At 66.1% G+C, this 24,897-nt stretch carries 20 protein-coding genes; 9 read left to right on the top strand and 11 right to left on the bottom strand.

Annotated elements, in window-relative coordinates; genetic code table 11:
* The first annotated feature begins 131 nt into the window (after nt 1-131).
* From AC3A6I_RS13720 to AC3A6I_RS13710, 3 genes are all read left to right on the top strand, one after another.
* The gene (locus tag AC3A6I_RS13720) at nt 132-1,982 is read left to right on the top strand and encodes an ABC transporter ATP-binding protein (RefSeq protein ID WP_487544279.1); all 1,851 of its coding nucleotides are present in this window, start codon (nt 132-134) and stop codon (nt 1,980-1,982) included.
* Entirely contained in the window at nt 1,979-3,886 is a 1,908-nt protein-coding gene (locus AC3A6I_RS13715; protein WP_487544278.1) for an ABC transporter ATP-binding protein, read from the top strand. Before AC3A6I_RS13720 ends, AC3A6I_RS13715 begins: the two co-directional genes overlap by 4 nt.
* A 136-nt stretch (nt 3,887-4,022) precedes the next feature.
* Nucleotides 4,023-4,859, top strand: a complete 837-nt coding sequence (locus AC3A6I_RS13710; RefSeq protein ID WP_487544277.1) for an aldo/keto reductase — start codon at nt 4,023-4,025, stop codon at nt 4,857-4,859.
* 30 nt (nt 4,860-4,889) lie between these two features.
* Here the strand turns inward: AC3A6I_RS13710 and AC3A6I_RS13705 are convergent, their stop codons facing one another.
* Nucleotides 4,890-5,990 (bottom strand): hypothetical protein, encoded by a 1,101-nt coding sequence (locus AC3A6I_RS13705; protein WP_487544276.1) that lies wholly within the window; start codon nt 5,988-5,990, stop codon nt 4,890-4,892.
* A gap of 75 nt (nt 5,991-6,065) precedes the next feature.
* On the bottom strand, nt 6,066-6,830 hold the full coding sequence (locus tag AC3A6I_RS13700) for a bestrophin-like domain (RefSeq protein ID WP_487544275.1): 765 nt from the start codon (nt 6,828-6,830) through the stop codon (nt 6,066-6,068).
* Between the two features lie 299 nt (nt 6,831-7,129).
* Here AC3A6I_RS13700 and putA point away from each other — a divergent pair, with 299 nt between their 5' ends.
* Entirely contained in the window at nt 7,130-10,678 is a 3,549-nt protein-coding gene (gene putA, locus AC3A6I_RS13695; protein ID WP_487544274.1) for a bifunctional proline dehydrogenase/L-glutamate gamma-semialdehyde dehydrogenase PutA, read from the top strand.
* Here the strand turns inward: putA and AC3A6I_RS13690 are convergent.
* From AC3A6I_RS13690 to AC3A6I_RS13655, 8 genes are all read right to left on the bottom strand, one after another.
* On the bottom strand, nt 10,675-11,748 hold the full coding sequence (locus AC3A6I_RS13690; RefSeq protein WP_487544273.1) for an ABC transporter ATP-binding protein: 1,074 nt from the start codon (nt 11,746-11,748) through the stop codon (nt 10,675-10,677). The two genes, putA and AC3A6I_RS13690, sit on opposite strands and share 4 nt — an antisense overlap.
* 145 nt (nt 11,749-11,893) lie before the next feature.
* Nucleotides 11,894-12,973, bottom strand: coding sequence for a Gfo/Idh/MocA family protein (locus AC3A6I_RS13685; RefSeq protein ID WP_487544272.1), 1,080 nt, complete (start codon nt 12,971-12,973; stop codon nt 11,894-11,896).
* The gene (locus AC3A6I_RS13680) at nt 12,970-13,989 is read right to left on the bottom strand and encodes a Gfo/Idh/MocA family protein (protein WP_487544271.1); all 1,020 of its coding nucleotides are present in this window, start codon (nt 13,987-13,989) and stop codon (nt 12,970-12,972) included. The genes AC3A6I_RS13685 and AC3A6I_RS13680 overlap by 4 nt, the downstream gene beginning before the upstream one ends.
* Nucleotides 13,989-14,441, bottom strand: coding sequence for an endonuclease domain-containing protein (locus AC3A6I_RS13675; protein ID WP_487544270.1), 453 nt, complete (start codon nt 14,439-14,441; stop codon nt 13,989-13,991). The genes AC3A6I_RS13680 and AC3A6I_RS13675 overlap by 1 nt, the downstream gene beginning before the upstream one ends.
* Before the next feature lie 154 nt (nt 14,442-14,595).
* Nucleotides 14,596-15,369, bottom strand: a complete 774-nt coding sequence (locus tag AC3A6I_RS13670; protein ID WP_487545027.1) for a carbohydrate ABC transporter permease — start codon at nt 15,367-15,369, stop codon at nt 14,596-14,598.
* Between the two features lie 279 nt (nt 15,370-15,648).
* A complete protein-coding gene (locus AC3A6I_RS13665; RefSeq protein WP_487544269.1) occupies nt 15,649-16,596 on the bottom strand; it encodes a carbohydrate ABC transporter permease in 948 nt (315 codons plus the stop codon).
* A gap of 3 nt (nt 16,597-16,599) precedes the next feature.
* Complete coding sequence (locus AC3A6I_RS13660) at nt 16,600-17,886, bottom strand: ABC transporter substrate-binding protein (RefSeq protein ID WP_487544268.1); 1,287 nt, start codon at nt 17,884-17,886, stop codon at nt 16,600-16,602.
* 276 nt (nt 17,887-18,162) lie between these two features.
* Nucleotides 18,163-18,843 carry a TetR/AcrR family transcriptional regulator gene (locus tag AC3A6I_RS13655; protein WP_487544267.1) on the bottom strand — a complete coding sequence of 227 codons (681 nt, stop codon included), beginning with the start codon at nt 18,841-18,843 and terminating at the stop codon, nt 18,163-18,165.
* A gap of 199 nt (nt 18,844-19,042) precedes the next feature.
* Here AC3A6I_RS13655 and AC3A6I_RS13650 point away from each other — a divergent pair, with 199 nt between their 5' ends.
* The 5 genes from AC3A6I_RS13650 (at nt 19,043) to denD (ending at nt 24,395) form a co-directional block, all read left to right on the top strand.
* Entirely contained in the window at nt 19,043-20,197 is a 1,155-nt protein-coding gene (locus AC3A6I_RS13650) for a Gfo/Idh/MocA family protein (protein ID WP_487544266.1), read from the top strand.
* Nucleotides 20,198-20,350: 153 nt separating this feature from the next.
* A complete protein-coding gene (locus AC3A6I_RS13645) occupies nt 20,351-21,520 on the top strand; it encodes a dihydrodipicolinate synthase family protein (RefSeq protein ID WP_487544265.1) in 1,170 nt (389 codons plus the stop codon).
* Nucleotides 21,521-21,671: 151 nt separating this feature from the next.
* Nucleotides 21,672-22,496 carry a sugar phosphate isomerase/epimerase family protein gene (locus AC3A6I_RS13640; RefSeq protein ID WP_487544264.1) on the top strand — a complete coding sequence of 275 codons (825 nt, stop codon included), beginning with the start codon at nt 21,672-21,674 and terminating at the stop codon, nt 22,494-22,496.
* A gap of 85 nt (nt 22,497-22,581) precedes the next feature.
* Nucleotides 22,582-23,337 (top strand): SDR family NAD(P)-dependent oxidoreductase, encoded by a 756-nt coding sequence (locus tag AC3A6I_RS13635; RefSeq protein ID WP_487544263.1) that lies wholly within the window; start codon nt 22,582-22,584, stop codon nt 23,335-23,337.
* A gap of 71 nt (nt 23,338-23,408) precedes the next feature.
* Entirely contained in the window at nt 23,409-24,395 is a 987-nt protein-coding gene (denD, locus tag AC3A6I_RS13630; RefSeq protein WP_487544262.1) for a D-erythronate dehydrogenase, read from the top strand.
* Nucleotides 24,396-24,397: 2 nt separating this feature from the next.
* On the opposite strand, the gene AC3A6I_RS13625 is transcribed toward denD, so the two are convergent.
* Nucleotides 24,398-24,760 carry a hypothetical protein gene (locus AC3A6I_RS13625; protein ID WP_487544261.1) on the bottom strand — a complete coding sequence of 121 codons (363 nt, stop codon included), beginning with the start codon at nt 24,758-24,760 and terminating at the stop codon, nt 24,398-24,400.
* Nucleotides 24,761-24,897: the final 137 nt, after the last annotated feature.

Below are 24,897 nucleotides of genomic sequence, written 5' to 3'. Positions count from 1 at the left end.
TGCTGGCATAACTGCCTTGAACCGAACGCAAATCAGAGCCAAGGGATAGGCCTTCCTACTGGTTCATTTCGGGCCTGCCTGCACGCTGAGGAGGCGAGGGCAGCTCCTCAATTCATGTCTGGACCCACAAATTGAGCTCGACTGCTCCGCGCAGCGCCTATTCGCCCGGCGACGCAATGTCACACGTGGTGGCGGCACAGCAGGGAAGGGGGCTCACCACCTTGTGGCGCATCCTGCTGCTCACCTGGCGGCACCCCGTGCAGGTGACGATCACGATCATCTCCTGCCTCGTCGCCAGCGGGTTGCAGCTGTGGGTTCCGCGCCTGCTCGGGCAGGCCGTGGATCAGGCCGAGGGCGTGCTCGATGGCGGCGCCGGCGCCGTCGATGCATTGTGGCTGACGGCGATCATCCTGCTCGTCGTCTCCATCGGGCGCGGCATCTTCACGATGTCGATGAACTATTTTGGCGAAGCGGTCGGCCACCACACCGCCTATGAGCTGCGCCTCGCGGTCTACGAAAAGATCCAGCGGCTCTCCTTCAGCTATCACGACAAGGTCCATACCGGCGATCTCATCACTGTGGGCATGCTCGATCTCGAGGGCGTGCGCATGTTCTTTGCCACCGGCGTGCTGCGCGTGATCCTGCTCGGAACGCTCATCGGCGTCGGCGCTTACATGCTGCTCACCACCGATTTCGTGCTTGGTCTCCTCGCCCTCAGCTTCGCACCGTTCGTCGCGTGGAACTCGTCGATGACACAGCTCCGGCTGCGTGCCACCTGGCTCACCCTGCAGGAGATGCTGCAGAACCTCAGTCGCGTGATGGAGGAGAACCTTGGCGGCATCCGCGTGGTGCGCGCCTTTGCCGGCCAGAAGCACGAGCTCGAAAAGTACCAGCACGCCTCCGACGCCGCGCTCGAGCTTGCGCACCAACGTGTCAATATCCGCGTCAACTCGACCTCGCTCATGAACATGAGCTTCTTCGTCTCGATGGGGCTGGTGCTGTGGGTCGGCGGCGAAAAGGTCATGGCCGGCGAAATGACGGTGGGTACGCTCGCGGCCTTCCTCACCTTCATGACGATCCTGCAGATGCCGGTGCGTCAGCTCGGCCTCATGGTCAACTCGTTTGCCCGCGCCTCCACCTGCGGCAACCGCCTGTTCGCCTTCCTCGACCTGGACATCGAGATCAAGGACGAGCCGGGCGCCACCCCGCTCAAGGTTGTCGAAGGCACGCTGCGCTTCGAGAATGTCGATTTCGCCTATCCGTCGGCGCCGTTCCGTCCGGTGCTCTCGGGCGTGTCGTTCGAGGGCCGCAAGGGCGAGACCATCGGCATCGTGGGACGGCCCGGCTCGGGCAAGTCGACCATCGCCCACCTCATTCCGCGCTTCTACGATGTCACCGGCGGCCGCGTGACCATCGACGGGCAGGACGTGCGAGCGGTCACGCTCGACAGCCTGCGCCAGTCGGTCGCCGTGGTGCAGCAGGATAGTTTCCTGTTCACCACCAATATCGAGAATAACATCGCCTATGGCGATCCATGGGCCAAGGAGAGCCGCATCGCGCGTGCCTCCGAGTTCGCGCAGCTGCATAACTACATCATCGGGCTGCCGACCGGTTACGACACCGTGGTGGGCGAGCGCGGCGTGTCGCTGTCGGGAGGGCAGCGCCAGCGTCTCAACATCGCCCGCTCGCTCATGCTGCGCCCGGCCGTCATGGTGTTCGATGACTCGACCGCTGCCGTCGACGCCGGCACCGAGCAGCGTATCCGCACTGCCATGAAGCGCTTCGCCAAGGACCGGGTGACGATCATCATCTCGCACCGCCTGTCCTCGCTCATGCATGCCGACCAGATCCTGTTCGTCGACGAAGGCAAGATCGTCGAGCGCGGCACCCATGCCGAGCTGCTCGAGCTGGGCGGCCGCTACCGTGCCCTTTACGACCTCCAGGTCCGCCCCGGAGACGACCACCTCGAGGCCGCAGAATGACCGACACCGCAGTCCTGCCCGACGACGAGAGCGAAGACCGGCGCCAGCGCCCGCCACGCGCCGTGGTCGGCTCGAGCCTCGACAAGGAAGAAGAGGTTTTCGGCAAGGCCTACGATCCCAAGATCGTCCGGCGCATCTGGGCGTTCGTGAAACCCTATCGCGGCCAGATCTATCTGTCGGTCGCGGCCGTGCTCGCCTTCACCCTCACCCAGCTCGCCTTTCCGCTGGTCATCCGCTTCGCCATCGACAACGGCATGGCGCGGGGCGGCGGCGGCCGCGAGATCCTGCTCTGGTGCATCGCCGGCTTTGCCGGTCTCATCGCCATCAACTTCATCGCCTCCCGGATCCAGGAAACGGTAGTCGGCAAGGCCGCCGAGAACGTGCTGTTCGACATGCGCCGCGCCATGTTCGCGCGCCTGCAGCAGGTCTCGCTGGGCTGGATGGACAAGACCGAGGTCGGCCGCCTGATGTCGCGCCTGATGGGCGACGTGAACTCGATGCAGGAATTCCTCGAGACCTCGGTGCTGTCGGTCGGCGATATCGTGCTGCTGTTCGGTATCATCGGCGTGCTGCTCTGGCTCGATCCGCTGCTGGGCGCCATCACCATGGCCACCATGCCGATCCTGTTCATCGTGCGCCTGTTCTGGCTGCCGCCGGCCAAGCTCAGCTTCATGGCCGCGCACCACACCAACTCGGCCGCCAACGGTGCCCTCGCCGAAGGCATCAACGGCGTGCGGACGGTGCAGAGCCTCGATCGCCAGCAGGTGAACTTCCACCTCTACGAGGAGAAATCGCGGGTCAACCTCAAGGCCCACCTGCGCGCCGCCAAGTTCGCGCAGGTCATGGTGCCCATCGTCGACACGCTCACCGGCATCTCCATGGCCACGGTCATCGTCGTCGGCGGCCAGATGGTGCTGGGCCGCGAGCTCGATGTCGGCGTCATGGTCGCGTTCCTGTTCTACATCCAGCGCTTCTTCGATCCGATCCGCTCGCTCACCATGCAGTATTCGGTGTTCCAGCGCGCCATGTCGTCCGGCACCCGTATCGTCGAAGTGCTCGATGTGCCGGTGACCATCCAGGACAAGCCCGATGCCGTGCCGCTCACCCGCGAGATGGATGGTTCGGTCGAGTTCAAGGACGTCACCTTCGGCTATCGCAAGGGCCTGCCGGTGCTGAAGAATGTCAGCTTCCGGGTCAACCCGGGCGAGACGGTCGCGCTGGTCGGTCCCACCGGCTCTGGCAAGTCGAGCTGCATGTCGCTGGTCCATCGCTTCTACGATGTGTGGGACGGCGCGGTGACCGTGGGCGGGCACGATGTGCGCGACGTCACCCAGGATTCTCTCGGCGAGCAGGTCGCCATGGTGCTGCAGGAGCCGTTCCTGTTCACCGGCACTGTCATCGACAACATCCGCTACAACAAGGCCGACGCCACCCGCGAGCAGGTCATCGAGGCCGCGAAAGCCGTCGGCGCGCACGAGTTCATCTCGACCCTTGCGGACGGCTACGACACCAAGCTCGAGCAGCGCGGCGGCAACCTGTCGCTCGGCCAGCGCCAGCTGATCAGCTTTGCCCGCGCCCTGGTGGCCGATGCAAAGATCCTCGTCCTCGACGAGGCGACGGCGAATATCGACAGCTACACGGAGATGCTGATCCAGAAGGCGCTGAAGCGCCTCCTCGAAGGCCGCACCGGCCTCGTCATCGCCCACCGCCTCGCCACCATCCGCGGCGCCGATCGCATCATCGTGCTGCAGAACGGAGAGTTGCTGGAATCGGGCAACCACGATCAGCTGATGGAAAAGCAGGGCCTTTACTCGCGCCTCTACACCATGAACTACTCGAGCTTCGACGACCTGCCCGACAACGTCGAAGACATGGCCGCCACCGCCGTCGGCAAGGCGACCTGAGCCTCGGGCTTCCCGCCCACACGGAGTGTCATCCCTGCGCAAGCAGGGATCCATTTCACAGCCCGCGCCAGCGGCGAGTTGGATCCCTGCTTTCGCAGGGATGACAGCCGGTGGTGTCGCACAGCAGAGGAAAAGCATGTCCCTCCCGAACCACACCCTCAACGACGGCACCACGCTCCCGGCCGTCGGCCTCGGCACCTACGCCCTGCGCGGCATTCCCGGCGCCGAAGCCATGGCTGACGCGCTGCGCGCGGGCTATCGCCTGCTCGATTCCGCCGTGAACTACGAGAACGAGGGCGCCGTCGGCAAAGCCGTGCGCATGTCGGGTGTGCCGCGCGAGGAGGTTCGCGTGACCTCCAAGCTCCCCGGCCGCCACCACAAGAAGCCCAACGTCACCTGGGCCATCGAGGAGTCGCTGCTGCGAAGCGGCCTCGACTATCTCGATCTCTACCTGATCCACTGGCCCAACCCGAGCCAGCAGCTTTTCGTCGAAGCCTGGGAGGGCATGATCGAGGCACGTCAGCGCGGGCTCGTCCGCTCCATCGGCGTCTCCAACTTCCTGCCCGAGCATCTCGATCAGCTGATCCAGAAGACCGGCGTCACGCCCAGCGTCAACCAGGTCGAGCTCCACCCGTATTTCAACCAGCCCGAGCAGCGCGCCGCCGACAAAGAGCGCGGCATCCTCACCCAGGCCTGGACCCCGATCGGCAAGGGCACGGCGCTGCTCTTGGAAGCTCCGATCGTCGAGATCGCGAACAAGCACGCCCGCAGCCCGGCCCAGGTCGTGCTGCGCTGGCACTATCAGCTCGGCGTCCTGCCGATCCCGAAATCGGCCAATGCCGCCCGCCGCGCCGAAAACCTCGATATCGCCGGCTTCGTGCTCGACGCTGTCGACATGGCCGCCATCAACGCGATGACCCGCCCTGCCGGCCGCCTGTTCGACGGCGATCCGCGCACGCACGAAGAGTTCTGATCGACGGCGAGCAGGGGCGGCCAAGGCCCGCTATTCGATCTTGCCTTCCAGCTCTTCCGGCGCGGCGATGGCGCGCATCCACTTCACCGATTTGATCTCCCAGGCCGGGTCCTTGGCCTGGAGATCGGCCAGCAGTCCGGGCAGGTGCCCGGCGCCATAGGTCATGTAGATCTGCTCGCGCGGGTCGGCGGCAATCCGGTCGGCCAGTGCCCGGTTGCGGAAGTCGAGGATCACCTTGTCCATCTGGGTCGGCTCGGCATCGCGCGATAGCGTGTAGGTGAAAAAGCCGCGGCAGGCATAGCCGGCGAGCTTGCGCTGCTCCGGCGTTCCCGCCTGCAACCAGCCCAGCAGGTCGCCGAACCCGTCGGCGCTCTCATCGCCGCCATCCCTCGCGGCCGGCACCTGGGCCGCGGCAAAGTCCGGGTCTGACTGCATCAGCCGTTCGTATTCGTGCATCATGTCGGCCGTGCTCACATCGGCGGTGACATTGCGGTCCGGGCGCGCCGCCATGTCGGCCTGCAGCAGCGTGAAATAATCGAGCTGGAACTGCAGTCCGCACAGCTCGCTGATCGTCTTGTAGTTGGCCGACAGGTCGCCGCCGCCGGCCAGTGTCTTGTTGAACCACGCATCCCCGTCCGGCGATGGCTGTACGCCCTCGTAATAGATGACATAGCCGTCCACGAGCGCCTTTTCGATGTCGTAGACGACGCTCTTGTAGAAGCCCTCCGAGCCCACATGCGCCATGCCTTGGAACACCACGGTCTTCGTGCCGTTGGAGAGCGTCGCCTGTGGCACCGTCACCGGCCTCAGGCTGGTCAGCAGCGCCGCGAAGTAGATGGGCGCCGCCGCAATAGTACCGATCAGGAACAGCAGCGCGAGGAAGGCCTTGAGCACGCTTACGCCGAAGCCGTGCGTCCGCTGCCCCCGGAACAGCAGCCGCACCAGCCATGCTCCCGGCAGGCTGAGCACCAGCGCCACCAGCGCGATCGCCGCCACCGCCAGCCACGAGATATCGAGCAGCACCGGCAGGCTGAGCAGGAAGGTGGCCAGCAGCACGAACCAGATCACCGTCGCCAGGCGCAGCTTGAAGCGTTCGCCAGTCGTGCCGCGTGGGATAGTGGTGTCCGCCATGCCCGCCTCCCTGTTTGCCGCATCCAGCCCGCGGGCAATTGCAGTGTCAATCCGTGCGCCAGTCGGCGGGGAACTTCAGTTCACAAGTTGTGACTGCAATCGCTGCAAGGGCGCCGGCGACAGTTCGGCCGGCGGCGCGTAGGGATTGGCGAAGCCATAGATCAGGAACAGGATCGCGCCGGTATAGGCGGAAAACAGCGACAGCAGGATGAGGTTCTGCCGCTCCGGTGCATAGATGTAATGGCCCGCAGCGATCAGGATCACACCCGAGATGGCCGCCAGCCAGAAAAAGCCGACCAGCGAAGTCACCGCCTCGGCCTCGCGGATGTTGCGGGAGGCCGAGATGGCGTGCAGGTCGGCCAGCATGTGCTCGCGCAGGCTGGTCTCGCGCGGCGTGGTGGGCACGAGGTTCAGCACCACGTCGTAGGCGGCTTCCCACTCGGCCCACGCCTTGACGTCGAGGCCCTTGCCCCGGCCCAGCAACGCCCATTCGGTGCCGACCACGACATCGAGATAGTTGCGCATCAACAGCTGCAGCGGCTCCTTTGCTGCTGGTCCATAGCGCCCCGCGTCGTTGTAGACATCGGCTATCGCGGTGGCCTCGGCCGCCGTCTGCCCGTCGAGCCGCTGGTAGGCCGCCATTTCCTGGGCGAACACCAGCGCCAGGATCAATCCGTGCAGCGCCGCCGTGCGGGTCACCATGGCGCTCGCCATGTCCCTGTGCCGCTCGTAGCCAGCCGGTCCGGCCAGTCGCCGCGTCAGCCAGTAGACCGCCAGCGAGAAGCCGACGGTGCCGAACACGAATACGAGGCCGATCGCAATGTCGACAGCAAAGTTCACACGGCGACTCCGGCATGTTGCAGCGGCGATACGGGCCGAACATGGCGCGTTTTCGCCTTGGGCCGCAATCCGACCCCAGCCGAATCCCTGCAGCTTGGGCCCTTGCCCACTGCGATCTTTCCAGAGCCGCTCAAGCCCGGCGACCTCGCCCGCTTCGTCTCGCCGCCCCGCACGACAAAATGGAGGAGCGTCACCAGTCGCGTCATCGGGGCAAGGATGCCGGTCGCGGGATAGCGGTGGCCATCACATTTTCCCCACACAAATCAGCCAGCCGTGAGGTCCAGGCAGCGGGGGTAGCAATGGCCGATCTTGACGAACTGCGCAGCCGCATCCGGGGTGCCATCCTCGCCGACGAGGCCGAGGCCGTCGCCCGGCTGGTGGCCGACGCCGGCCTCTCGGACGGCGATCGTAGCGCCATCGGCGTGCAGGCCGCCGGGCTGGTCGACAAGGTTCGCGCCGCGCAGTCGGCCGGCATGCTGGAATCCTTCCTCGCCGAGTATTCGCTGTCGACGCACGAGGGCATCGCGCTCATGTGCCTCGCCGAGGCGCTGCTGCGCGTGCCCGACACCTCCACCATCGACGACCTGGTCGAGGACAAGATCGCCCCGTCGCGCTGGCACGAGCATCTCGATCGCGCCAACTCGCCGCTGGTCAACGTCTCCACCCTGGCGCTCACCCTCACCGGCGAAGTGCTGCGCGATCGCGAGGGCATTGCCGGCATCGTCCAGGGCTTCGTGCAGCGTATCGGCGAGCCGGTGATCCGCTCGGCAGTGATGCAGGCGATGAAGATCCTCGGTTCGCAATTCGTGCTTGGCCGCGACATCGAGGAAGCGACCACGATCGCCCGCCGTGCCGAAAAAGAGGGCTTCACCTATTCCTACGACATGCTCGGCGAAGCCGCCCGCACCGAGGCCGACGCCAAGCGCTATCGCGCCGCCTATGCCGAGGCCATCGCCGTGCTCGCCACCCGCTCCACGGCCGGCTCGGTGCGCGAGAACCCCGGCGTCTCCGTAAAACTCTCCGCCCTCCACCCGCGCTACGAGTTCATGAAGCGCGAGCGGGTGATGGACGAACTGGTAGAGCGTACCCTGGCCCTCGCCATGATGGCGCGCGGCGCCAATATGGGCTTCAACATCGATGCCGAGGAAGCCGACCGGCTCGATCTCAGCCTCGAGGTCATTGCCGCCGTGCTCGCCGACGAGCGTCTGGCCGGCTGGGATGGGTTCGGCGTCGTGGTGCAGGCCTATGGCCAGCGCGCCAGCCACGTCATCGACTGGCTCGAAGCGCTCGCCGAACAGCACGATCGCCGCCTGATGGTCCGGCTGGTCAAGGGCGCCTATTGGGACAGCGAGATCAAGCGGGCCCAGGTGCTCGGCCTCAAGGGCTTTCCGGTGTTCACCCGCAAGGCGGCCACCGATATCAGCTACATCGCCAACGCGAAGCGCTTGTTGTCGAAGACCGCGCGTATCTACCCGCAGTTCGCCACCCACAACGCCCACACCGTCTCGGCCGTACTGCATCTCGCCGCCACCCTCGGCGTCGGCACCGATGCCTACGAGTTCCAGCGCCTGCACGGCATGGGCGAGCGGCTGCACCAGATCCTGCGCACCGCGCACGGCACGCGCACCCGTATCTATGCCCCGGTCGGCCGCCATTCCGATCTCCTCGCCTATCTCGTCCGGCGCCTGCTCGAAAACGGCGCCAATGGCAGCTTCGTCAACATGATCGCCGATCGCGACGTGCCCGCCGCCGAGGTGGTGCACGATCCGTTCGATGCCATCGCCACGGCTCGCGCCAAGGTCATCGCCCCCGCCGACCTGTTCCAGCCGGCCCGCGAAAACTCGGCTGGCCGCGACATCACGGACCCGCTCGAGGTCGACTACATCCTCGCCGACCGCGCCCGCTTCCGGCCGAGCGAGAAGCGCTGGCACGCCGTGCCGGGCTCGCTCGTTTCCGGCTCGGAGTCGGAGAAGTTCGCCATCGTCAGCCCGGCTACCGGCGAGCCGGTCGGCGATGCCATCGGCGCCAGTCCCGAAACGCTGGAACTCGCCATCGTCACCGCTCGCGACGCGGCGCCCGAGTGGGCCGCCCGCAGCGTCGCCGAGCGCGCCCTGCGGCTGCGCCAGGTCGCCGATCTCTATGAGCAGAACAGCGCCGAATTCTATGCGCTTTGCGCCCGCGAGGCCGGCAAGACGCTGGCGGACGCGATCAGCGAAGTCCGCGAGGCCGTCGATTTCCTGCGCTACTATGCCAGCGAGGCCGAGCGCAGCGAGCCGCGCCAGCCGCTCGGCGTCTTCGCCTGCATCTCGCCGTGGAATTTCCCCCTCGCCATCTTCAGCGGCCAGGTCGCCGCCGCGCTCGCCGCCGGCAATGCGGTGCTCGCAAAACCCGCCGAAGCCACCCCGCTCATCGCCGCGCTCGCCGTGCGCCTCATGCATCAGGCCGGCATTCCCGAGGATGTAGTGCAGCTCGTCCCCGGCTCGGGCGCGGTGGTCGGCACGGCGCTCACCTCCGATCCGCGCATCGACGGCGTCGTCTTCACCGGCTCGCTCACCACGGCCAAGGCCATTGACGGCAAGATGGCCGACAACCTCGCCCCCGGCGCGCCGCTGATCGCCGAAACCGGCGGTCTCAACGCCATGATCGTCGATTCCACCGCGCTGCCCGAGCAGGCGGTACGCGACATCCTCGCTTCGGCCTTCCAGTCGGCCGGCCAGCGCTGCTCGGCCCTGCGCATCCTCTACGTCCAGGAGGAGGCCGCCGCCCGCACGCTGGAAATGCTCTACGGCGCCATGGACGAGCTCAAGCTCGGCGACCCGTGGGATCTCTCGGTGGATGTCGGCCCGGTCATCGACGCCAAGGCCAAGGCGAAGTTCGAGGCCTACATCGAAGACTTCGCGGCCCGCGACGCCGTGCTGCACCGCCTACCAACGCCGGAGCAGGGCACCTTCGTCGCTCCGGTCGTGCTCAGGGTCTCCGGCATGGTCGACATGAAGGAAGAAATCTTCGGCCCCGTCCTCCACGTCGCCACCTTCAAGGCCGAGGAGCTCGACGCCGTCGTCACCGCCATCAACGCGTCGGGCTACGGCCTCACCTTCGCGCTTCACACCCGCATCGACGGGCGTGTCGAGGATCTGTCGGAGCGCATCCGCGCCGGCAATATCTACGTCAACCGCAACCAGATCGGCGCCGTGGTCGGCTCGCAGCCCTTCGGCGGCGAAGGCCTCAGCGGCACCGGTCCCAAGGCCGGCGGCCCGAACTATTTGCGCCGTTTCTGGCGTCCGCTCGAAGCCTTCGTGCCTTCGGTCGGCGTCAACCCGCTCTCCGGCCTCTCCATCGGCTTTGCCATCGCGGCGGTCGATCAGGTCAAGATCGGCATCGAGCGTGTCGGCATCGAGCCCGCCGCCGAACTGCTTCCCGGTCCCACCGGCGAGCGCAACACGCTCTACACCTGGCCGCGCGGCATCATCCTCTGCCTCGGCCCCGACGCCGACAGCGCCTTCGCGCAGGCCCAACTGGCGCTCGACCAGGGCAATGGCGTCCTCGTCTGCGCCCCCGGCGGCAGCAAGATCGCCGAGGCCCTCGGCGCCAATGGCGAACCGATCGGCGGCCTAGACAAGAAGCTGTCACCCGCCGCCATCGAAGCGGGCCTCCAGGTCGATGCCGTCATGCACTTTGGCGTCGAAACCGAGCTCAAGCCCTGGCGCCAGGCCCTCGCCCGCCGCGAAGGCCAGATCATCCCCCTGATCACCCGCCCGTCCGATGCCGAGCACCTGATCCGGGAACGCCACGTCTGCATCGACACCACCGCCAGCGGCGGCAACGCGGAACTGCTGGCGGGGTTCTAGATCGCCCGTCCATCCCCGGCGAACACGTGATACTTCGCCGGGTCCACATACGCCGTCAGCGTCTCGCCCGGCGCCAGCGCCCGCTGGCCGTCCACGGCAATCGTCAGCGCCTGACCGTCGCCGGTCGTGGTGTAGACCATGGTCTGCCCGCCCAGCTGCTCGACGAGGTCGACCTTCACCTGCGCCAGCGGCACGCCGGAACCCTCGGTGATGCCAATATGCTCCGGCCGTACGCCGAAGGTCACCTTGTCGCCGCCCGCCACCTGCCGGTTGACCACGATCTCGCTGCCGCCCGCGCGCAACCTGGCGCCCGCGCCATCGGCGCTTTCCACCGTGGCAGCGAGGAAGTTCATCTTGGGCGAGCCGATGAAGCCGGCCACGAACCGGTTGCGCGGATTGTTGTAGAGCTCGAGCGGCGCGCCGACCTGCTCGATGATCCCGGCCTGCAGCACCACGATCTTGTCGGCCATGGTCATGGCCTCGACCTGGTCGTGCGTCACATAGATCATGGTGTTCCCGAGATCCTGATGGAGTTTTGCGATCTCCACCCGCATCTGCACGCGCAGCTCGGCATCGAGGTTGGAGAGCGGCTCGTCGAACAGGAAAATCCGCGGCTCGCGCACGATGGCGCGGCCGATGGCGACGCGCTGGCGCTGCCCGCCCGAGAGCTGCTTGGGCTTGCGCTTCAGCAGCGGCTCGATGCGCAGGATCTCGGCCGCCCGCTGCACGCGCTTTTGGATCTCCGGCCGCGGCATCCTCGCGGTCTCGAGCCCGAAGGCGAGGTTCTGATACACCGACATATGCGGGTAGAGCGCGTAGCTCTGGAACACCATGGCGATGCCGCGCCGCGCCGCCGGCACCTCGTTCATGCGCTCGCCGTCGATCAACAGGCTCCCGCCCGAGATCGGCTCCAGTCCGGCGATCATGCGGAGCAGGGTGGATTTGCCGCAACCCGAGGGACCGACGAACACGGTGAACTCGCCCGGATCGATGGTCAGGTCGACGCCGTGGATCACCTCCACGTCGCCATAGCGCTTCACGACTTGCTGCAGAACGACGCTTGTCGACATTGTCAGCTCCTCCTCGCGCACCGGGGGCGCGTTCCTTCACCGGCGTCATCCCCGCGAAGGCGGGGAACCAGCGCCCCACGCACCAGCGGTGCAACTGGGTTCCCGCCTGCGCGGGAATGACGATGGTGGCTGGGCCTGCTCCCCATCACGCCACCCCCTCCGGCAGCCAGCTGAGATATTTCGGGTGGTCCGGCCCGATCGGGAACGAGACCTCGGTGTGGGTCTCGCTCGAATGATAGAACGCCGTCACGATCTCGAGAGCCCGGCGTGAGTCGGCGCTGGTTACCGGCAGCGGTCCGCCGGTTTCGAGCGCGTCCCAGAAGCGGCGCATCTGCGTATTGAACCGGGATGGCACGTCCTGCCAGCCGGCGAGCAGCGTCTCGATTGCCGCCTTGGTCGCGTCGTTGCGCGGCAGGATCTTCCACAAGGCCTTGCCCGGATCATAGGGCTCGTGGTCGCTTTCGATGGTCACATTCTCGAAGGCCAGGCGTATGCGGGTGATCTCGTCGGCCGAGCCGAGCGAGGCGGTAAAGCTCGCCAGCGCGCCGCTCTCCATCTCCAGCGAGGCCGACACGCAGTCTTCCACCTCGATCGGGTTCACCCGCGTCGCCACCCGGCCGAACAGGCTTTTGGGCGCGCCCATCAGGTAGCAGAAGATATCGTGCGGGTGGATGGCATGGCCCATCAGCACGCCGCCGAGCTCGGTCTTCCACTTGCCGCGCCAGGGCACCTCGTAATATTTTGCCTCGCGCCGCCACAGCGTCTCCACCGTGCCGACATAGGGCTTTCCCGCCAGCCCGGCATCGATGATCGCCTTGGCCTGCTGGATGCCGTTGCCGAAGCGGTACTGGAACACCGGCATCAGCCGGCCCTTGCTCACCTTTTCCTGCGCGATGACCTCGTCCACCTGCGCCAGCGAGCCGACCAGAGGTTTTTCGCAGATCACGTGCTTGCCGGCCTTCAGCGCCGCCATCACCATGGGGTAGTGCACCATGGGCGGGGTGCAGACATCGATGATGTCGAGATCGTCCATTGCCAGCAGGTCGTCGAAATTCTCGACCCGCCGCTCGATGCCGAACTCGTCCGCCAGCCCGTCGCGCCGCGTCTGGTCGAGATCGCACACCGCGATCACGCGGAACTGGTCCTTGTTGGGCTCATAGCCCTCGATGATATGGCTGCGCCCGATGCCGCCGCCGACAACAGCGACTGTGTAAACTCTGCTCATTGCTGCCAAACCGTCCCGACTTCAGCCATTTTCTGCGCTGTGAGCGCCAGTTCCATCGCCTTGAAGGCGCGCGCCTGCGGCATGGCCGTCTCGGAGCGGTTCAGGATGTCGTCGATCAGCTGCCGGCCATAGGGCAGGGCGACGCCCGAGCAGTCGATGCGCTGCGTGCCGCGCTTGTCGACGAGGAACAGGTGGTCCGTGCCGGGCGCCCCGGCGATGTCGATATACTTGCGCACCTCGATATAACCCTCCGTGCCGAGCAGCGTCAGCCGTCCGTCGCCCCAGGTGCCGAGCCCGTCCGGGGTGAACCAGTCGACGCGCACATAGCCCGTCGTATCGGGCGAACGCAGGTGCATATCACCCACGTCCTGCAGCCCCGGCCGGTCCGGATTGCCGCGGTTGTTCACCGTCGCCGATATCACCTCGGCATCGGTGTCGGTGCCCGAAAAGAACAGGAACTGCTCGCACTGGTGCGAGCCGATATCGGTGAGAATGCCGCCATAGCGCTGGCGGTCGTAGAACCAGTCCGGCCGCTGGTTGTTGCGGATCTGGTGCGGCCCCAGCCCCAGCGTATGCACCACCTTGCCGATGGCCCCGGCCGCCACGAGCTCGCCCGCCTTCACCGTCGACCGCGTCTCGAAATGCTCGGAATAGCACACCGAATAGATCCGCCCGGTCGCCGACTGCACCCGCTTGATCTCGCCCAGCTGGTCGAGCGTGGTCATGCCCGGCTTGTCCGACATCACGTCCTTGCCGTGCTGCATCACCTCGATGGCAACCCCGGCGCGCTCGTTCAGGATCGAGGCCACCAGCACCAGCTGGATCGCCGGATCCTCGAGGATCGCCCGCTTGTCGGCCACGCGCCTGGCCTGCGGAAATTTCTCCGCAAACGGGATGGCGAGTTCATCCTCGGGCGCATGAAACGCCACGAACTCGGCGCCCTCGCGCAACAGCAGGTTCACCTGCCCGTAGATGTGATTGTGATTGAGGCCGATGGCGGCGAACTTGATGGGCATTAGCTAGGGTCTTTGTGGTCGGAGGGTGCGGAGTGGCGAAACGGCGCAGCCGTCGTTTCACCTCCCCCCTTGTGGGGGAGGCCGGGAGGGGGGAGCCCTAAGCGCCGACGCTTCGGACGATCGCGCAGCTGTTCGGAGATCACTCGGAACACACCTTCCGGATTTCGTCCCACTTCGTCGTTGGTGAAGCGCAGAACCGTGTAGCCCTCATCCCGCAGAAAGGCGTCGCGTCGCGTATCGCGTTCCTGGGCGCCCTCGGCGTAGTGGGTCTCGCCGTCGACCTCGATGATCAAACTCGCGTGGTGGCATACGAAATCGACATAGAACGGACCGATCTGCTCCTGCTTGCGGAAGTGGTAGCCACCGGCCCGGAACGGGTAGAGCAATCGCCACAACCGGCGCTCAGGCGTGGTGGATTGAGCGCGAAGCCGCTTTTCGACATCTGTGCTCACCGCTCCACCCCCTCCCAACCTCCCCCATCAAGGGGGAGGTGCCGTTCCGAGTCTGGGGCACGATCGAGCCAAATGCACCAGCCCCACACCTCCCCCTTGATGGGGGAGGCCGGGAGGGGGTGGGGCCACAGGCGCGAGCTCAAAGATGCGGCCTTCACCGCTTCATCCCCGTCGTAGCAATCCCCTCGATCAGCAGCCGCTGGAAGAACAGGAAGAACAGGAATATCGGCACCAGGCTCAGCACGCTCATGGCGAACAGCCCGCCATAGTCGCTCTCGCCGGTCGAATCCACGAAGGTGCGCAGCCCGAGCATCACCGTGTATTTGTTCATCTCGTTGAGATAGATCAGCGGCCCGAAGAAATCGTCCCAGGTCCAGATGAAGGTGAAGATCGCCGCGGTGGTCAGCACCGGCAGGCTGAGCGGCAGCATGATCTTCCAGTAGATGCGCCAGGGCGAGCAGCCGTCCATCTGCGCCGCTTCGTCGAGCTCGCGCGGAATGCCGCGGAAGAACTGCACCATCAGGAAGATGAAGAAGGCGTCGACGGCGAGGAATTTCGGCGCCACCAGCGGCAGGATGGTGTCCACCCAGCCGAGGTTCCGGAACAGCACATATTGCGGGATCAGCGTCACCTGGTAGGGCAGCATGAGCGTCATCAGCATCATGGCGAACCAGAAGTTCCGCCCGCCGAACTTCAGCCGCGCAAAGGCGTAGGCCGAGAGCGAGCAGGTGATCAGGTTGCCAGCCACTGCCAGGATGGCGATGACGAAGGAATTGAGGAAGAAGGTGCCGAAGCCGACGCGCAGGCCGTTCCAGCCGCGCACATAGGCATCGAGGCTCCATTCGCTCGGCCAGATACTGGCCGAGGTGAAGATCTCGTTCTCCGGCCGCACCGATGCCGCGAGCATCCACAGCAGCGGATAGAGCATCAGGACCGACGCGCCGATCAGCAGCGTGTGCGCCACGACCGACTTGATACGCGCCCGCGTCTTCCAGCCGGCGTCGCGCGCCTCGACCACGGTGAGCTTGGTGCCTGCGGACATGGTGCTCATGGTTCCACCCCCTCCCATCCTCCCCCATCAACGGGGAGGTGCCGTCCGGAGTATGGGGCACGATCGAGCCAGATCCACCAGCCCAGCACCTCCCGCTTGATGGGGGAGGATGGGAGGGGGTGGGGCAACACGCCCGAAAGCCGCGAAGGGCGCATCTCAATCCTCATAATGCACCCAATACTTGCTCGTCAGGAACGAGAACGCCGTGAACACCGCCACCATGGCCAGCAGGATCCAGGCCAGCGCCGAGGCATAGCCCATGCGGAAGAAGCCGAAGGCCTCCTGGTAGAGATAGAGCGTGTAGAACAGCGTCGAGTTGATCGGATTGCCGGTGCCGCCCGAGATGATGAAGGCCGGCGTAAAACTCTTGAATGCCTCGATGGTCTGGATGATGGCGTTGAAGAACACCACCGGCGTCAGCAGCGGCAGGGTGATCTTCCAGAACTGGCGCCACTTGGATGCACCGTCGAGGCTCGCCGCCTCGTACATGTCCTGCGGAATCTGCCTGAGCCCGGCGAGGAAGATGATCATGGGTGAGCCGAACTGCCACACGGCGAGGATGATGATCGTCCACAGCGAGTATTGCGGGCTCGAGATCCAGCTCGGCCCGACGATGCCGAAGATGGCGAGGAAATCGTTGACCAGGCCCTCGCGGGCGAAAATCGTGCGCCACAGGATGGCGATCGCAACCGATGCACCGAGCAGGCTGGGCAGGTAGAACAGCGCGCGATAGAGCGGCAGCCCGCGCATGCCGCGGTTGAGCAGCAGCGCCACACCGAGCGCGAAGGCCAGCTTCAGCGGCACCGAGAAGATGACGAAGAAGATCGTCACCCGCATCGAGGCCAGGAATTTCGGGTCGGCCGTGAAGATGCGGATGTAGTTGTTGAGCCCCAGCCATTCCGGCGTGGTCAACAGGTCGAAATCGGTGAAGCTCAGGTAGAGCGAGGAAATGATCGGCCCGATGGTCAGGCCGAAAAAGCCGATGAACCACGGCACCAGGAAGAGATAGCCGGCCGAATGGTCGCGCCACAGGCGCTGCCAAAGGCCGGGAGAGGCCGCGCGCTCCGTCACCGGGTCGCCGGATGCGATGGAGCGCGCGGTCATCTGTTACGCCCGGGCGAGGATTTCGGTGGCGCCCGTGACGAGCTCGGCGCCGGCCTGTTCCGGCGTCTTGGCGCCGAAGCCGACTTCCTGGCCCAGCGTGCGGATCAGCGAGGAGTCCACTTCACCGGCAGCGGCCGGCGGCGGCGGCGGGAGCGGCCCGAGCAGGTCGCCGAGGTTGGCCACGAAGTTGAGCGCGATCTGGTTCTGCTCGTCGAGGGTCGGGGCGACGATGTCGCGGACCGCCGGCAGGCAGGGAATGCCGCGCTCGACGCCGAGCGCCTTGACGGCTTCCGGGTCGGAGATGAAGAAGTTGAGGAAATCGGCTGCGGCTTCCTTGTTGGCCGACGAGCCGGCCACCGAGAAGAACATCGAGGGCTTGCGGTAGTGACCGCCGCCGACGCCGGCGCCGATGCGGGCGTAGCCGATCATGTCGAGCCGGTCCTGCACCAGGGCCTGGAAGCCGACGAGCTGGTTGGAGTTGGACGGCATCAGCGCCGACTTGCCGGTCACCAGCATGGTGGACTCGAGCGGGCCGGTGTCGAGCGCCTGGTCGTCGGGCGTCACGCACACGCCGGCCTCGCGCAGCTTGGCCCACAGCTGGTACCACTCGACCGCGTCCTGCTCGTCGAAGCCGATCTTGCCTTCGGCGGTATAGAGCGCCTTGCCGCGCTGGCGCAGCCAGTTGTCGAGCGAGGGCTCGTTGTAGGAGCTGTCCGAGATCGCCCGCATGCCGCCGCGGATATTCTTGGAGTTGAACGCCTCGCCGATGGTCATCAGGTCGTCGTAGGTCCAGGCGTTGGTCGGCGCCGCGATGCCCACTTCCTCGAAGGCCGCGGTGTTGATCAGCGTCGCCACCGAGTTGGCGCCCAGCGAGATGCCGTACAGCGCACCGTCGACCTTGCCGCCATCGAGCTGATCCTGATCGAAGCTGTCGAGCTTGAGCACGCCGCCGACGAACTCGTCGAGCGGCGCGATGGCGTTACGCTTGGCGTATTCGACGATGTAGCGGTAGTCCATCTGGATGATGTCGGGGGCATTGCCGCCGGCAGTCTGGGTGGCGAGCTTGGGCCAGTAGTCGTTCCAGGCGAGGAACTCGCCCTCGATGTCGGTGCCCTTGGCCGCCTTGTAGAGGTCGGTCACCTGGTAGGTGCGGTCGGCGCGGGCCTGGCCGCCCCAGAAGGTCAGGCGCATCTGCGCCGCCTGGGCCCAGGCGGTAGCCGGCAGGGCGCTGGCGCCCAGCAGAGCCGTCGAGCCCATAAGGAACTGACGGCGGTCGAGCCTAAATGTCATGGTTATCCTCCCGTTGACATCGACGGGCGGCCTCCACCGCCCGGATTCTCCTCAGTCGCGCTCTTGTCGGCGCTAAATAACTAACTGGTTACAACCATGGGCCGTGACGGGCAGGCTGTCAAGCTGCCCAAGTCTGGCAGAAGTTCATGGACTTCAGGCCAGTTTATGCCGGGATTAGCCCGGTATGGAGAGCGTTCATCCATAGGGCAGCGGCGGGGCGCCAGTATGGCGGCGGAGGCGACTGGGGCGTCGACTCGACAGTGCCTGCGACCGGGCCTACCGCCGCGTCCGCAGGTAGTCGACCACCATCTGCACCGCCTGCGCCTCGCGGTCCTGGATCAGCGCGAACTGGCTCAGGTCCTTGCCGAACACCACGCTCAGCGTCGCCATGTTGGAGACGTAGAAGTAGCACAGTGCGATGATCGAGATGTAGAGCTGCATCGGGTCGACATCGGTACGGAACAGGCCCTCGGCGTGGCCGCGCTTCACGATCTCCTGCAGCTCGCCGACGATGGGCGAGCGGATCTCCTCGACATTCCTGATCTTCCTGACAAACCGGGCGTTCTGCAGGTTTTCCACCGAGAGCAGGCGGGGGAACCAGGGGTTGGCGAGGAAGTGCCGGAATGTGAACCGGATGATCCGGTCGACTGCCTCGATCGGATCATACTGGCTGATGCGAAGCTCGCGTTCGCCGCGCCGGATCTCCTGATAGGCGTCCAGCAGCACCGCCTCGTACAGCGCTTCCTTGTTGCCGAAATAATGATAGAGCAGCCGCTTGTTCGCCTTGGCGCGGGCCGCGATCGCATCCACCCGCGCGCCGTTGAAGCCCTGCTCGCAGAACTCGTCGCGCGCCGCCCTGAGGATCGAGGCCTTGGTCTTTTCGGCATCGCGCGGGCGCACCGAAACCGCGACTTCCGCCGCTGTCCGCTTCACCTTCACCGCCGCCACACCAGCCATCGAAATCGATCCTCCCACCGCCCCGTTGCGGTACATTATCTGCACGTAGTCCACGGTTGGTCCGCGAACTTCTGCCAGCCCGCGGGAAGTTATCCCCGCTCCCGGCAAGCGAAATCCGCCCCGACCTTGACGTGTCATACTAGCGACGTGTATCCAAGTAACCAAGTAGTTACAAAGAACAGGGTCGAGGGAGGGGAGTATGGCCGAGCGCAGGCTGGGGCTGATCATGCATGGCGTGACCGGCCGGATGGGGTACAACCAGCATCTGGTGCGCTCCATTCTCGCCATCCGCCAGCAGGGTGGCGTCACCCTGTCGAACGGCGACCGGCTGCAGGTCGACCCGATCATCGTCGGCCGCGATCGCGACAAGATTCAACGGCTTGCCGAAAAGCACGGCATCGCCCGCTGGTCCACCGACCTCGAGGCCGCGCTGTCCAATCCCGACGACGAAGTCTTCTTCGACGCCGGCACCACGCAGATGCGTGCTGGCCTCCTCGGCCGCGCCATCGATGCAGGCAAGCACGTCTATTGCGAAAAGCCGGTCTCGGACGATCTGCACTCCGCTATCGCCTTGGCCAAGAAGGCGAAATCGGCCGGCATCAAGCATGGCGTGGTGCAGGACAAGCTGTTCCTCCCCGGCCTCATGAAGATCAGGATGCTCAAGGATGCCGGCTTTTTCGGCCGCATCCTGTCGGTGCGCGGTGAGTTCGGCTACTGGGTGTTCGAGGGCGATTGGGGCCAGCCGGCCCAGCGCCCGAGCTGGAACTACAAGGCGGCCGAGGGCGGCGGCATCATCCTCGATATGCTGTGCCACTGGCGCTATGTGCTCGACAACCTGTTCGGCGAGGTGCAGGCGGTAAGCTGCCTTGGCGCCACGCATATTCCGAGCCGCGTCGACGAGCGCGGACAGACCTACACCGCTGACGCGGACGATGCCGCCTACGCCACCTTCCAGCTCGAAGGCGGCGCCGTGGCCCACATCAACTCGAGCTGGGACGTGCGCGTCCGCCGCGACGATCTCGTGACATTTCAAGTGGATGGCACGCACGGCTCGGCCGTCGCGGGCCTCCACAAATGCTTCACTCAGCACCGCGTGAACACCCCCCGTCCGGTGTGGAACCCCGACGAGCCGCAGACCATCGACTTCTTCGCCAACTGGGAGGAAGTGCCCGACAACTACCCGCCGCAGAACGGCTTCAAGGCGCAGTGGGAAATGTTCCTGAAGCACGTTGCCGAGGACGCCCCCTGGCCCTACGGCCTCGAAGCCGGCGCCAAGGGCGTGCAGCTTGCGACGCTCGGATTGCAGAGCTGGAAGGAACGCCGGTGGCTCGATGTTCCGGCGCTGGGGATTTGAGGGTGATGGCGCAGGGCACAAGGCTAGCGCTCCCCTCCCCCTTGCGGGGAGGGGCCGGGGGTGGGGGTCCATCGGCGGTCACCGCACCACCCCCACCCTCGATCCCTCCCCGCAAGGGGGAGGGAGGCCAGATCGAGTCTGGAGTGTCCATTCATGCCTGAACTCCGTCTCCCCACCCCCTCCCGCACGCTCGAGACCTACCGCCTCACCGGCACGCCGATCCCGTTCGAGCGCCATGCCGCTACCGATTTCCCGCGCATCGCCTACGCTGCCGCCCACGTCGTCGCCGACCCGCTGGCGTCGAACGACCCCTGGCTCACCCCCGCGATCGACTGGGACACCACGCTCAAGTTCCGCCACCGCCTGTGGGATCTCGGCCTCGGCGTCGCCGAAGCCATGGACACCGCGCAGCGCGGCATGGGCCTCACCTGGACCGAGGCACAGGAACTGATCCGCCGCTCGCAGGCCGAAGCGCGCACCCGCAGCGACGGCCTCATCGCCTATGGCGCCGGCACCGATCACCTGCTGCCCGGCCCGAATGTCAGCATCGACGACGTCATCCGCGCCTATGAGGAGCAGGTCGGCTTCGTCGAGGGGCAGGGCGGCCGCGTCATCCTGATGGCGTCGCGTGCCCTCGTGGTCGCGGCAGAATCGCCCGACGATTACGCCCGCGTCTACGCCCGCATCGTCAGCCAGGTGAAGCAGCCGGTGATCCTTCACTGGCTCGGCGAAATGTTCGATCCGGCGCTGGAAGGCTACTGGGGCCGGTCGGACCACGACGCAGCCATGGATGTCTGCCTCGACGTCATCGCCGCCCTTGCCGACAAGGTCGACGGCATCAAGATTTCGCTCCTGAGCAAGGAAAAGGAGATCGCCATGCGCCGCCGCCTGCCGGCTTCGGTGCGCATGTATACCGGCGACGATTTCAACTATGCCGAGCTGATCGCCGGAGACGAACAGGGCCATTCCGACGCGCTGCTCGGCATTTTCGACGCCATCGCCCCGGCAGCGTCCGCAGCGCTCGCGGCGCTGGGCCGTGGCAGCGACAAGGAGTTCTTCGAGCTGCTCGAGCCCACCGTGCCGCTCAGCCGCCACATCTTTGCGGCGCCCACCCGCTTCTACAAGACGGGCGTGGTGTTCCTCGCCTATCTCAACGGGCTGCAGGACCATTTCGCCATGATCGGCGGCCAGCAATCGACCCGCTCGCTGCAGCATTTGAGTGAACTGTTCCGGCTCGCGGACAAGGCGCGGGTGCTGGCCGACCCGGGGTTGGCTGTGGAGCGGATGAGGCGGGTGCTGGCTGTGCATGGGGTGGTGGTGTGAGTGCCTCAACACCCCTCATCCGGCGCTACGCGCCACCTTCTCCCCGACGGGGAGAAGAATACCGAAGCATCGGTGATCACCCCTGTTCCTCTCCCCGTCGGGGAGAGGGTGGATCGGCCGAAGGCCGAGACGGGTGAGGGGCTTGGTCACGATGCCTAGTTCCCAACTCTCCATCAACCTCGCCACCCTGCGCAACGGCGACAGCTTTGCGCAGATGGTCGATACCTGCCTCCGCTACGGCATCACCGCCATCTCGCCCTGGCGCGACCAGGTTGCGGTCGCCGGCCTTGCCGAAGCCGCCAGTATCGTCCGCGCCAACAAGCTGCGCGTCACCGGCCTCTGCCGCGGCGGCATGTTCCCCGCCGATACGCCGGCCGGCTGCCAGGCCAATATCGACGACAATTTTCGCGCTATCGACGAAGCCGCCACTCTGGGCGCCGATTGCCTTGTCCTCGTCGTCGGCGGCCTGCCGGGCGCGTCGAAGGACCTGCCCGCGGCCCGCCAGATGGTCGCCGATGGCATCGCCGCCATCCTGCCGCACGCCCGCGCCGCCAACGTCCCACTCGCCATCGAGCCACTGCACCCGATGTATGCCGCCGACCGGGCCTGCGTGAACACCATCGACCAGGCCCTCGATATCGCCGCCCAACTCGGCGATGGCGTCGGCATCGCCATCGATGTCTACCACGTCTGGTGGGACCCCAACCTTGCCGCCGCCATCGCCCGCGCCGGCCGCGAAAACCGCATCCTCGCCCACCACATCTGCGATTGGCTGGTCCCCACCACCGACATGCTGCTCGATCGCGGCATGATGGGCGACGGCGTCATCGACCTCAAAGCCATCCGCACCATGATCGAGGCGGCCGGCTATCACGGCCCGCAGGAAGTCGAGATCTTCTCGCGCGACAACTGGTGGAAGCGCCCCGGCGACGAAACCATCCGCACCTGCGTCGAGCGCTTCGAGACCGTTTGCTGAGCGCCGACGCGCCGGCTTGATCGAGGTCAAGGCGCGGCTGCCCGCGAGCGGCGAAATAGCTCCATCACAGCCATGGAGAGACACGATGGGCTTCGATTTCACGGGTAGGGTCGCGATCGTCACGGGCGGCGCTTCCGGCATCGGCGAGGCCATCGCCAGGACGCTCGCGGCCGGTGGCGCCAAGGTCGTGGTTGCCGATCAGAATGCCGATGCGGCCAAGGCCACCGCCGAGGCACTAGTTGCGGCCGGCGGCACCGCGTCCGCCTTCGCCGTCGATGTGTCCGAGGCCGATCAGGTCGAAGCCATGGTCGCCTTCGCCACCAGCAGCTATGGCGGGCTGCACCTGGCGGTGAACAATGCCGGCATCGGCGGCGTCGCCGCGCCCACCGGCGAGTATCCGATCGATGCCTGGCACAAGGTCATCGACGTCAACCTCAACGGCGTCTTCTACGGCCTGCGCTACGAAATCCCGGCCATTCTCGCATCCGGTGGCGGTTCCATCGTCAACATCGCGTCTATCCTGGGCAGCGTCGCCTTCGCCAATTCGCCGGCCTATGTCGCGGCCAAGCACGGTGTTCTCGGCCTGACCAAATCCGCCGCCATCGAGTACGCCAAGCAGGGCATCCGGGTGAACTCCATCGGTCCCGGCTTCATCGACACCCCGCTATTGAGCAAGAACCTGCCGTTCGACGCGCTCACCTACATTGCCGGCCTCCACCCCATCGGCCGCCTCGGCACCTCCGAGGAGGTCGCCGGCATCACCGCCTTCCTCCTCTCCGAGCAGGCCAGCTTCATCACCGGCAGCTATCACCTCGTCGATGGCGGCTACACGGCACAGTAATTGAACCAAAGCGCCCCTTGCATGGGGCGTGCCGATGGCTAATCTCCGCGCCGAAACGCGAGGAGACGACATTGCATATCCTGATCATCGGGGCGGCCGGCATGGTCGGCCGCAAGCTCACGGCGGGCCTGATCAAGGCCGGACAGGTTGGCGGCAAGACGATCGAGAAATTCACGCTGGCCGATGTGATCGAACCGGCCAAGGTCGAGTTTCCCGGCGCCGTCACCACCGTCGCATCCGATCTTTCCGCTCCCGGTGAGGCGGCCAAGCTGATCGCCGGCCGGCCCGACCTGATCTTCCATCTCGCCGCCATCGTTTCGGGCGAGGCCGAGGCCGATTTCGACAAGGGCTATCGCATCAACCTCGATGGCACGCGCTACCTGCTCGAAGCCGTCCGCCAGGAAGGGCTGAAGCAGCCCTACAAGCCGCGCGTGGTGTTCACCTCGTCGATCGCCGTGTTCGGCGCGCCGTTCCCGGAGGCCATCGGCGACGAGTTCTTCAACACTCCGCTCACCAGCTATGGCACGCAGAAGGCCATCGGCGAGCTGCTGCTCAACGACTACTCGCGCAAGGGTTTCCTCGATGGCGTCGGCATCCGCCTGCCCACCATCGTCATCCGGCCGGGCAAGCCGAACGCCGCCGCGTCGGGCTTTTTCTCCAACATCCTGCGCGAGCCGCTGGTCGGGCAGGAGGCGGTGCTGCCGGTGTCGACCGATGTGCGCCACTGGTTCGCCAGCCCGCGCGCCGCGGTGGGCTTCCTGATCCATGCCGCCGAGCTCGACACGAGCCTCCTGGGCTGGCGCCGCACCCTGTCTGTGCCGGGCCTCTCGGCCACGGTGGGCGAAGAGATCGAGGCGCTGCGCCGCGTTGCCGGCGAGCAGGCGGTCAAGCTGATCCGCACCGAGACCGATCCGAAGATCGTCGGCATGGTCGATGGCTGGCCGCGCAATTTCGCCGCCAAGCGCGCCGAGGGGCTGGGCTTCAGGGCCGAGAAGAGCTTCGACGAGATCATCCGGATCCACATCGAGGACGAACTCGGCGGCAAGATCGGCGGCTGAGGCTAGAAGCGGCGGGAGCGGCGGGTCTGCGGCCAGTTGAGGCCGGGGATCAGCGGCGCCCGCCAGCTCAGCGCGATGCCATGGTCATCGACGGTGAGACGCGGCTCCGCGGCGCCATCAATCCTTGCGCTGCGGTCTTCCACCACCGCGTCGTCGGCGAAGCGCACACGTACGCTCACCCGGCTGCCGGCATAAGACAGCGTCACCAGCTTGGTCACGTCCCGGTCGACCGTGAAGGCGAAGCTCTGCTCGCCGGGCGGCAGTTCGAGCTGCCGCGGCGGCGTACCGGGCGCTACCGGCTGCGCTGTTGCCGCGGTGGCGGTGAACTCGCTCCATGTAAGTGCGGACGCACCCGGCGCTGTCATCGGACAGCTCCCGGTGCAGGACGAGTCTTAAGCAGGACAGGCTCCCCGTAGGCCACTAGTCTAGTTCGTTACCCCAACCTGCATATAATTGCAGTCGAGGCCGCTCGGCAATCGGGAGTCGTACGAGTGGTTATCAC

This window comes from Devosia sp. Soil_C_22 (genome assembly GCF_057657195.1).
Note: the sequence above shows the minus strand (reverse complement) of the source record. Positions and strands in the feature narration are given on the sequence as shown.

Coding starts and splice junctions, on each gene's coding strand:
- AC3A6I_RS13665 (WP_487544269.1), bottom strand. CDS start 16,596: ATGACCGCGCGCTCCATCGCATCCGGCGACCCGGTGACGGAGCGCGCG.
- AC3A6I_RS13625 (WP_487544261.1), bottom strand. CDS start 24,760: ATGACAGCGCCGGGTGCGTCCGCACTTACATGGAGCGAGTTCACCGCC.
- AC3A6I_RS13640 (WP_487544264.1), top strand. CDS start 21,672: ATGCCTAGTTCCCAACTCTCCATCAACCTCGCCACCCTGCGCAACGGC.
- AC3A6I_RS13645 (WP_487544265.1), top strand. CDS start 20,351: ATGCCTGAACTCCGTCTCCCCACCCCCTCCCGCACGCTCGAGACCTAC.
- AC3A6I_RS13655 (WP_487544267.1), bottom strand. CDS start 18,843: ATGGCTGGTGTGGCGGCGGTGAAGGTGAAGCGGACAGCGGCGGAAGTC.
- AC3A6I_RS13680 (WP_487544271.1), bottom strand. CDS start 13,989: ATGCCCATCAAGTTCGCCGCCATCGGCCTCAATCACAATCACATCTAC.
- AC3A6I_RS13635 (WP_487544263.1), top strand. CDS start 22,582: ATGGGCTTCGATTTCACGGGTAGGGTCGCGATCGTCACGGGCGGCGCT.
- AC3A6I_RS13705 (WP_487544276.1), bottom strand. CDS start 5,990: ATGGCGGACACCACTATCCCACGCGGCACGACTGGCGAACGCTTCAAG.
- AC3A6I_RS13670 (WP_487545027.1), bottom strand. CDS start 15,369: ATGCTCTATCCGCTGCTGTGGATGCTCGCGGCATCGGTGCGGCCGGAG.
- AC3A6I_RS13710 (WP_487544277.1), top strand. CDS start 4,023: ATGTCCCTCCCGAACCACACCCTCAACGACGGCACCACGCTCCCGGCC.
- AC3A6I_RS13685 (WP_487544272.1), bottom strand. CDS start 12,973: ATGAGCAGAGTTTACACAGTCGCTGTTGTCGGCGGCGGCATCGGGCGC.
- AC3A6I_RS13660 (WP_487544268.1), bottom strand. CDS start 17,886: ATGACATTTAGGCTCGACCGCCGTCAGTTCCTTATGGGCTCGACGGCT.
- putA (WP_487544274.1), top strand. CDS start 7,130: ATGGCCGATCTTGACGAACTGCGCAGCCGCATCCGGGGTGCCATCCTC.
- AC3A6I_RS13715 (WP_487544278.1), top strand. CDS start 1,979: ATGACCGACACCGCAGTCCTGCCCGACGACGAGAGCGAAGACCGGCGC.
- AC3A6I_RS13650 (WP_487544266.1), top strand. CDS start 19,043: ATGGCCGAGCGCAGGCTGGGGCTGATCATGCATGGCGTGACCGGCCGG.
- AC3A6I_RS13690 (WP_487544273.1), bottom strand. CDS start 11,748: ATGTCGACAAGCGTCGTTCTGCAGCAAGTCGTGAAGCGCTATGGCGAC.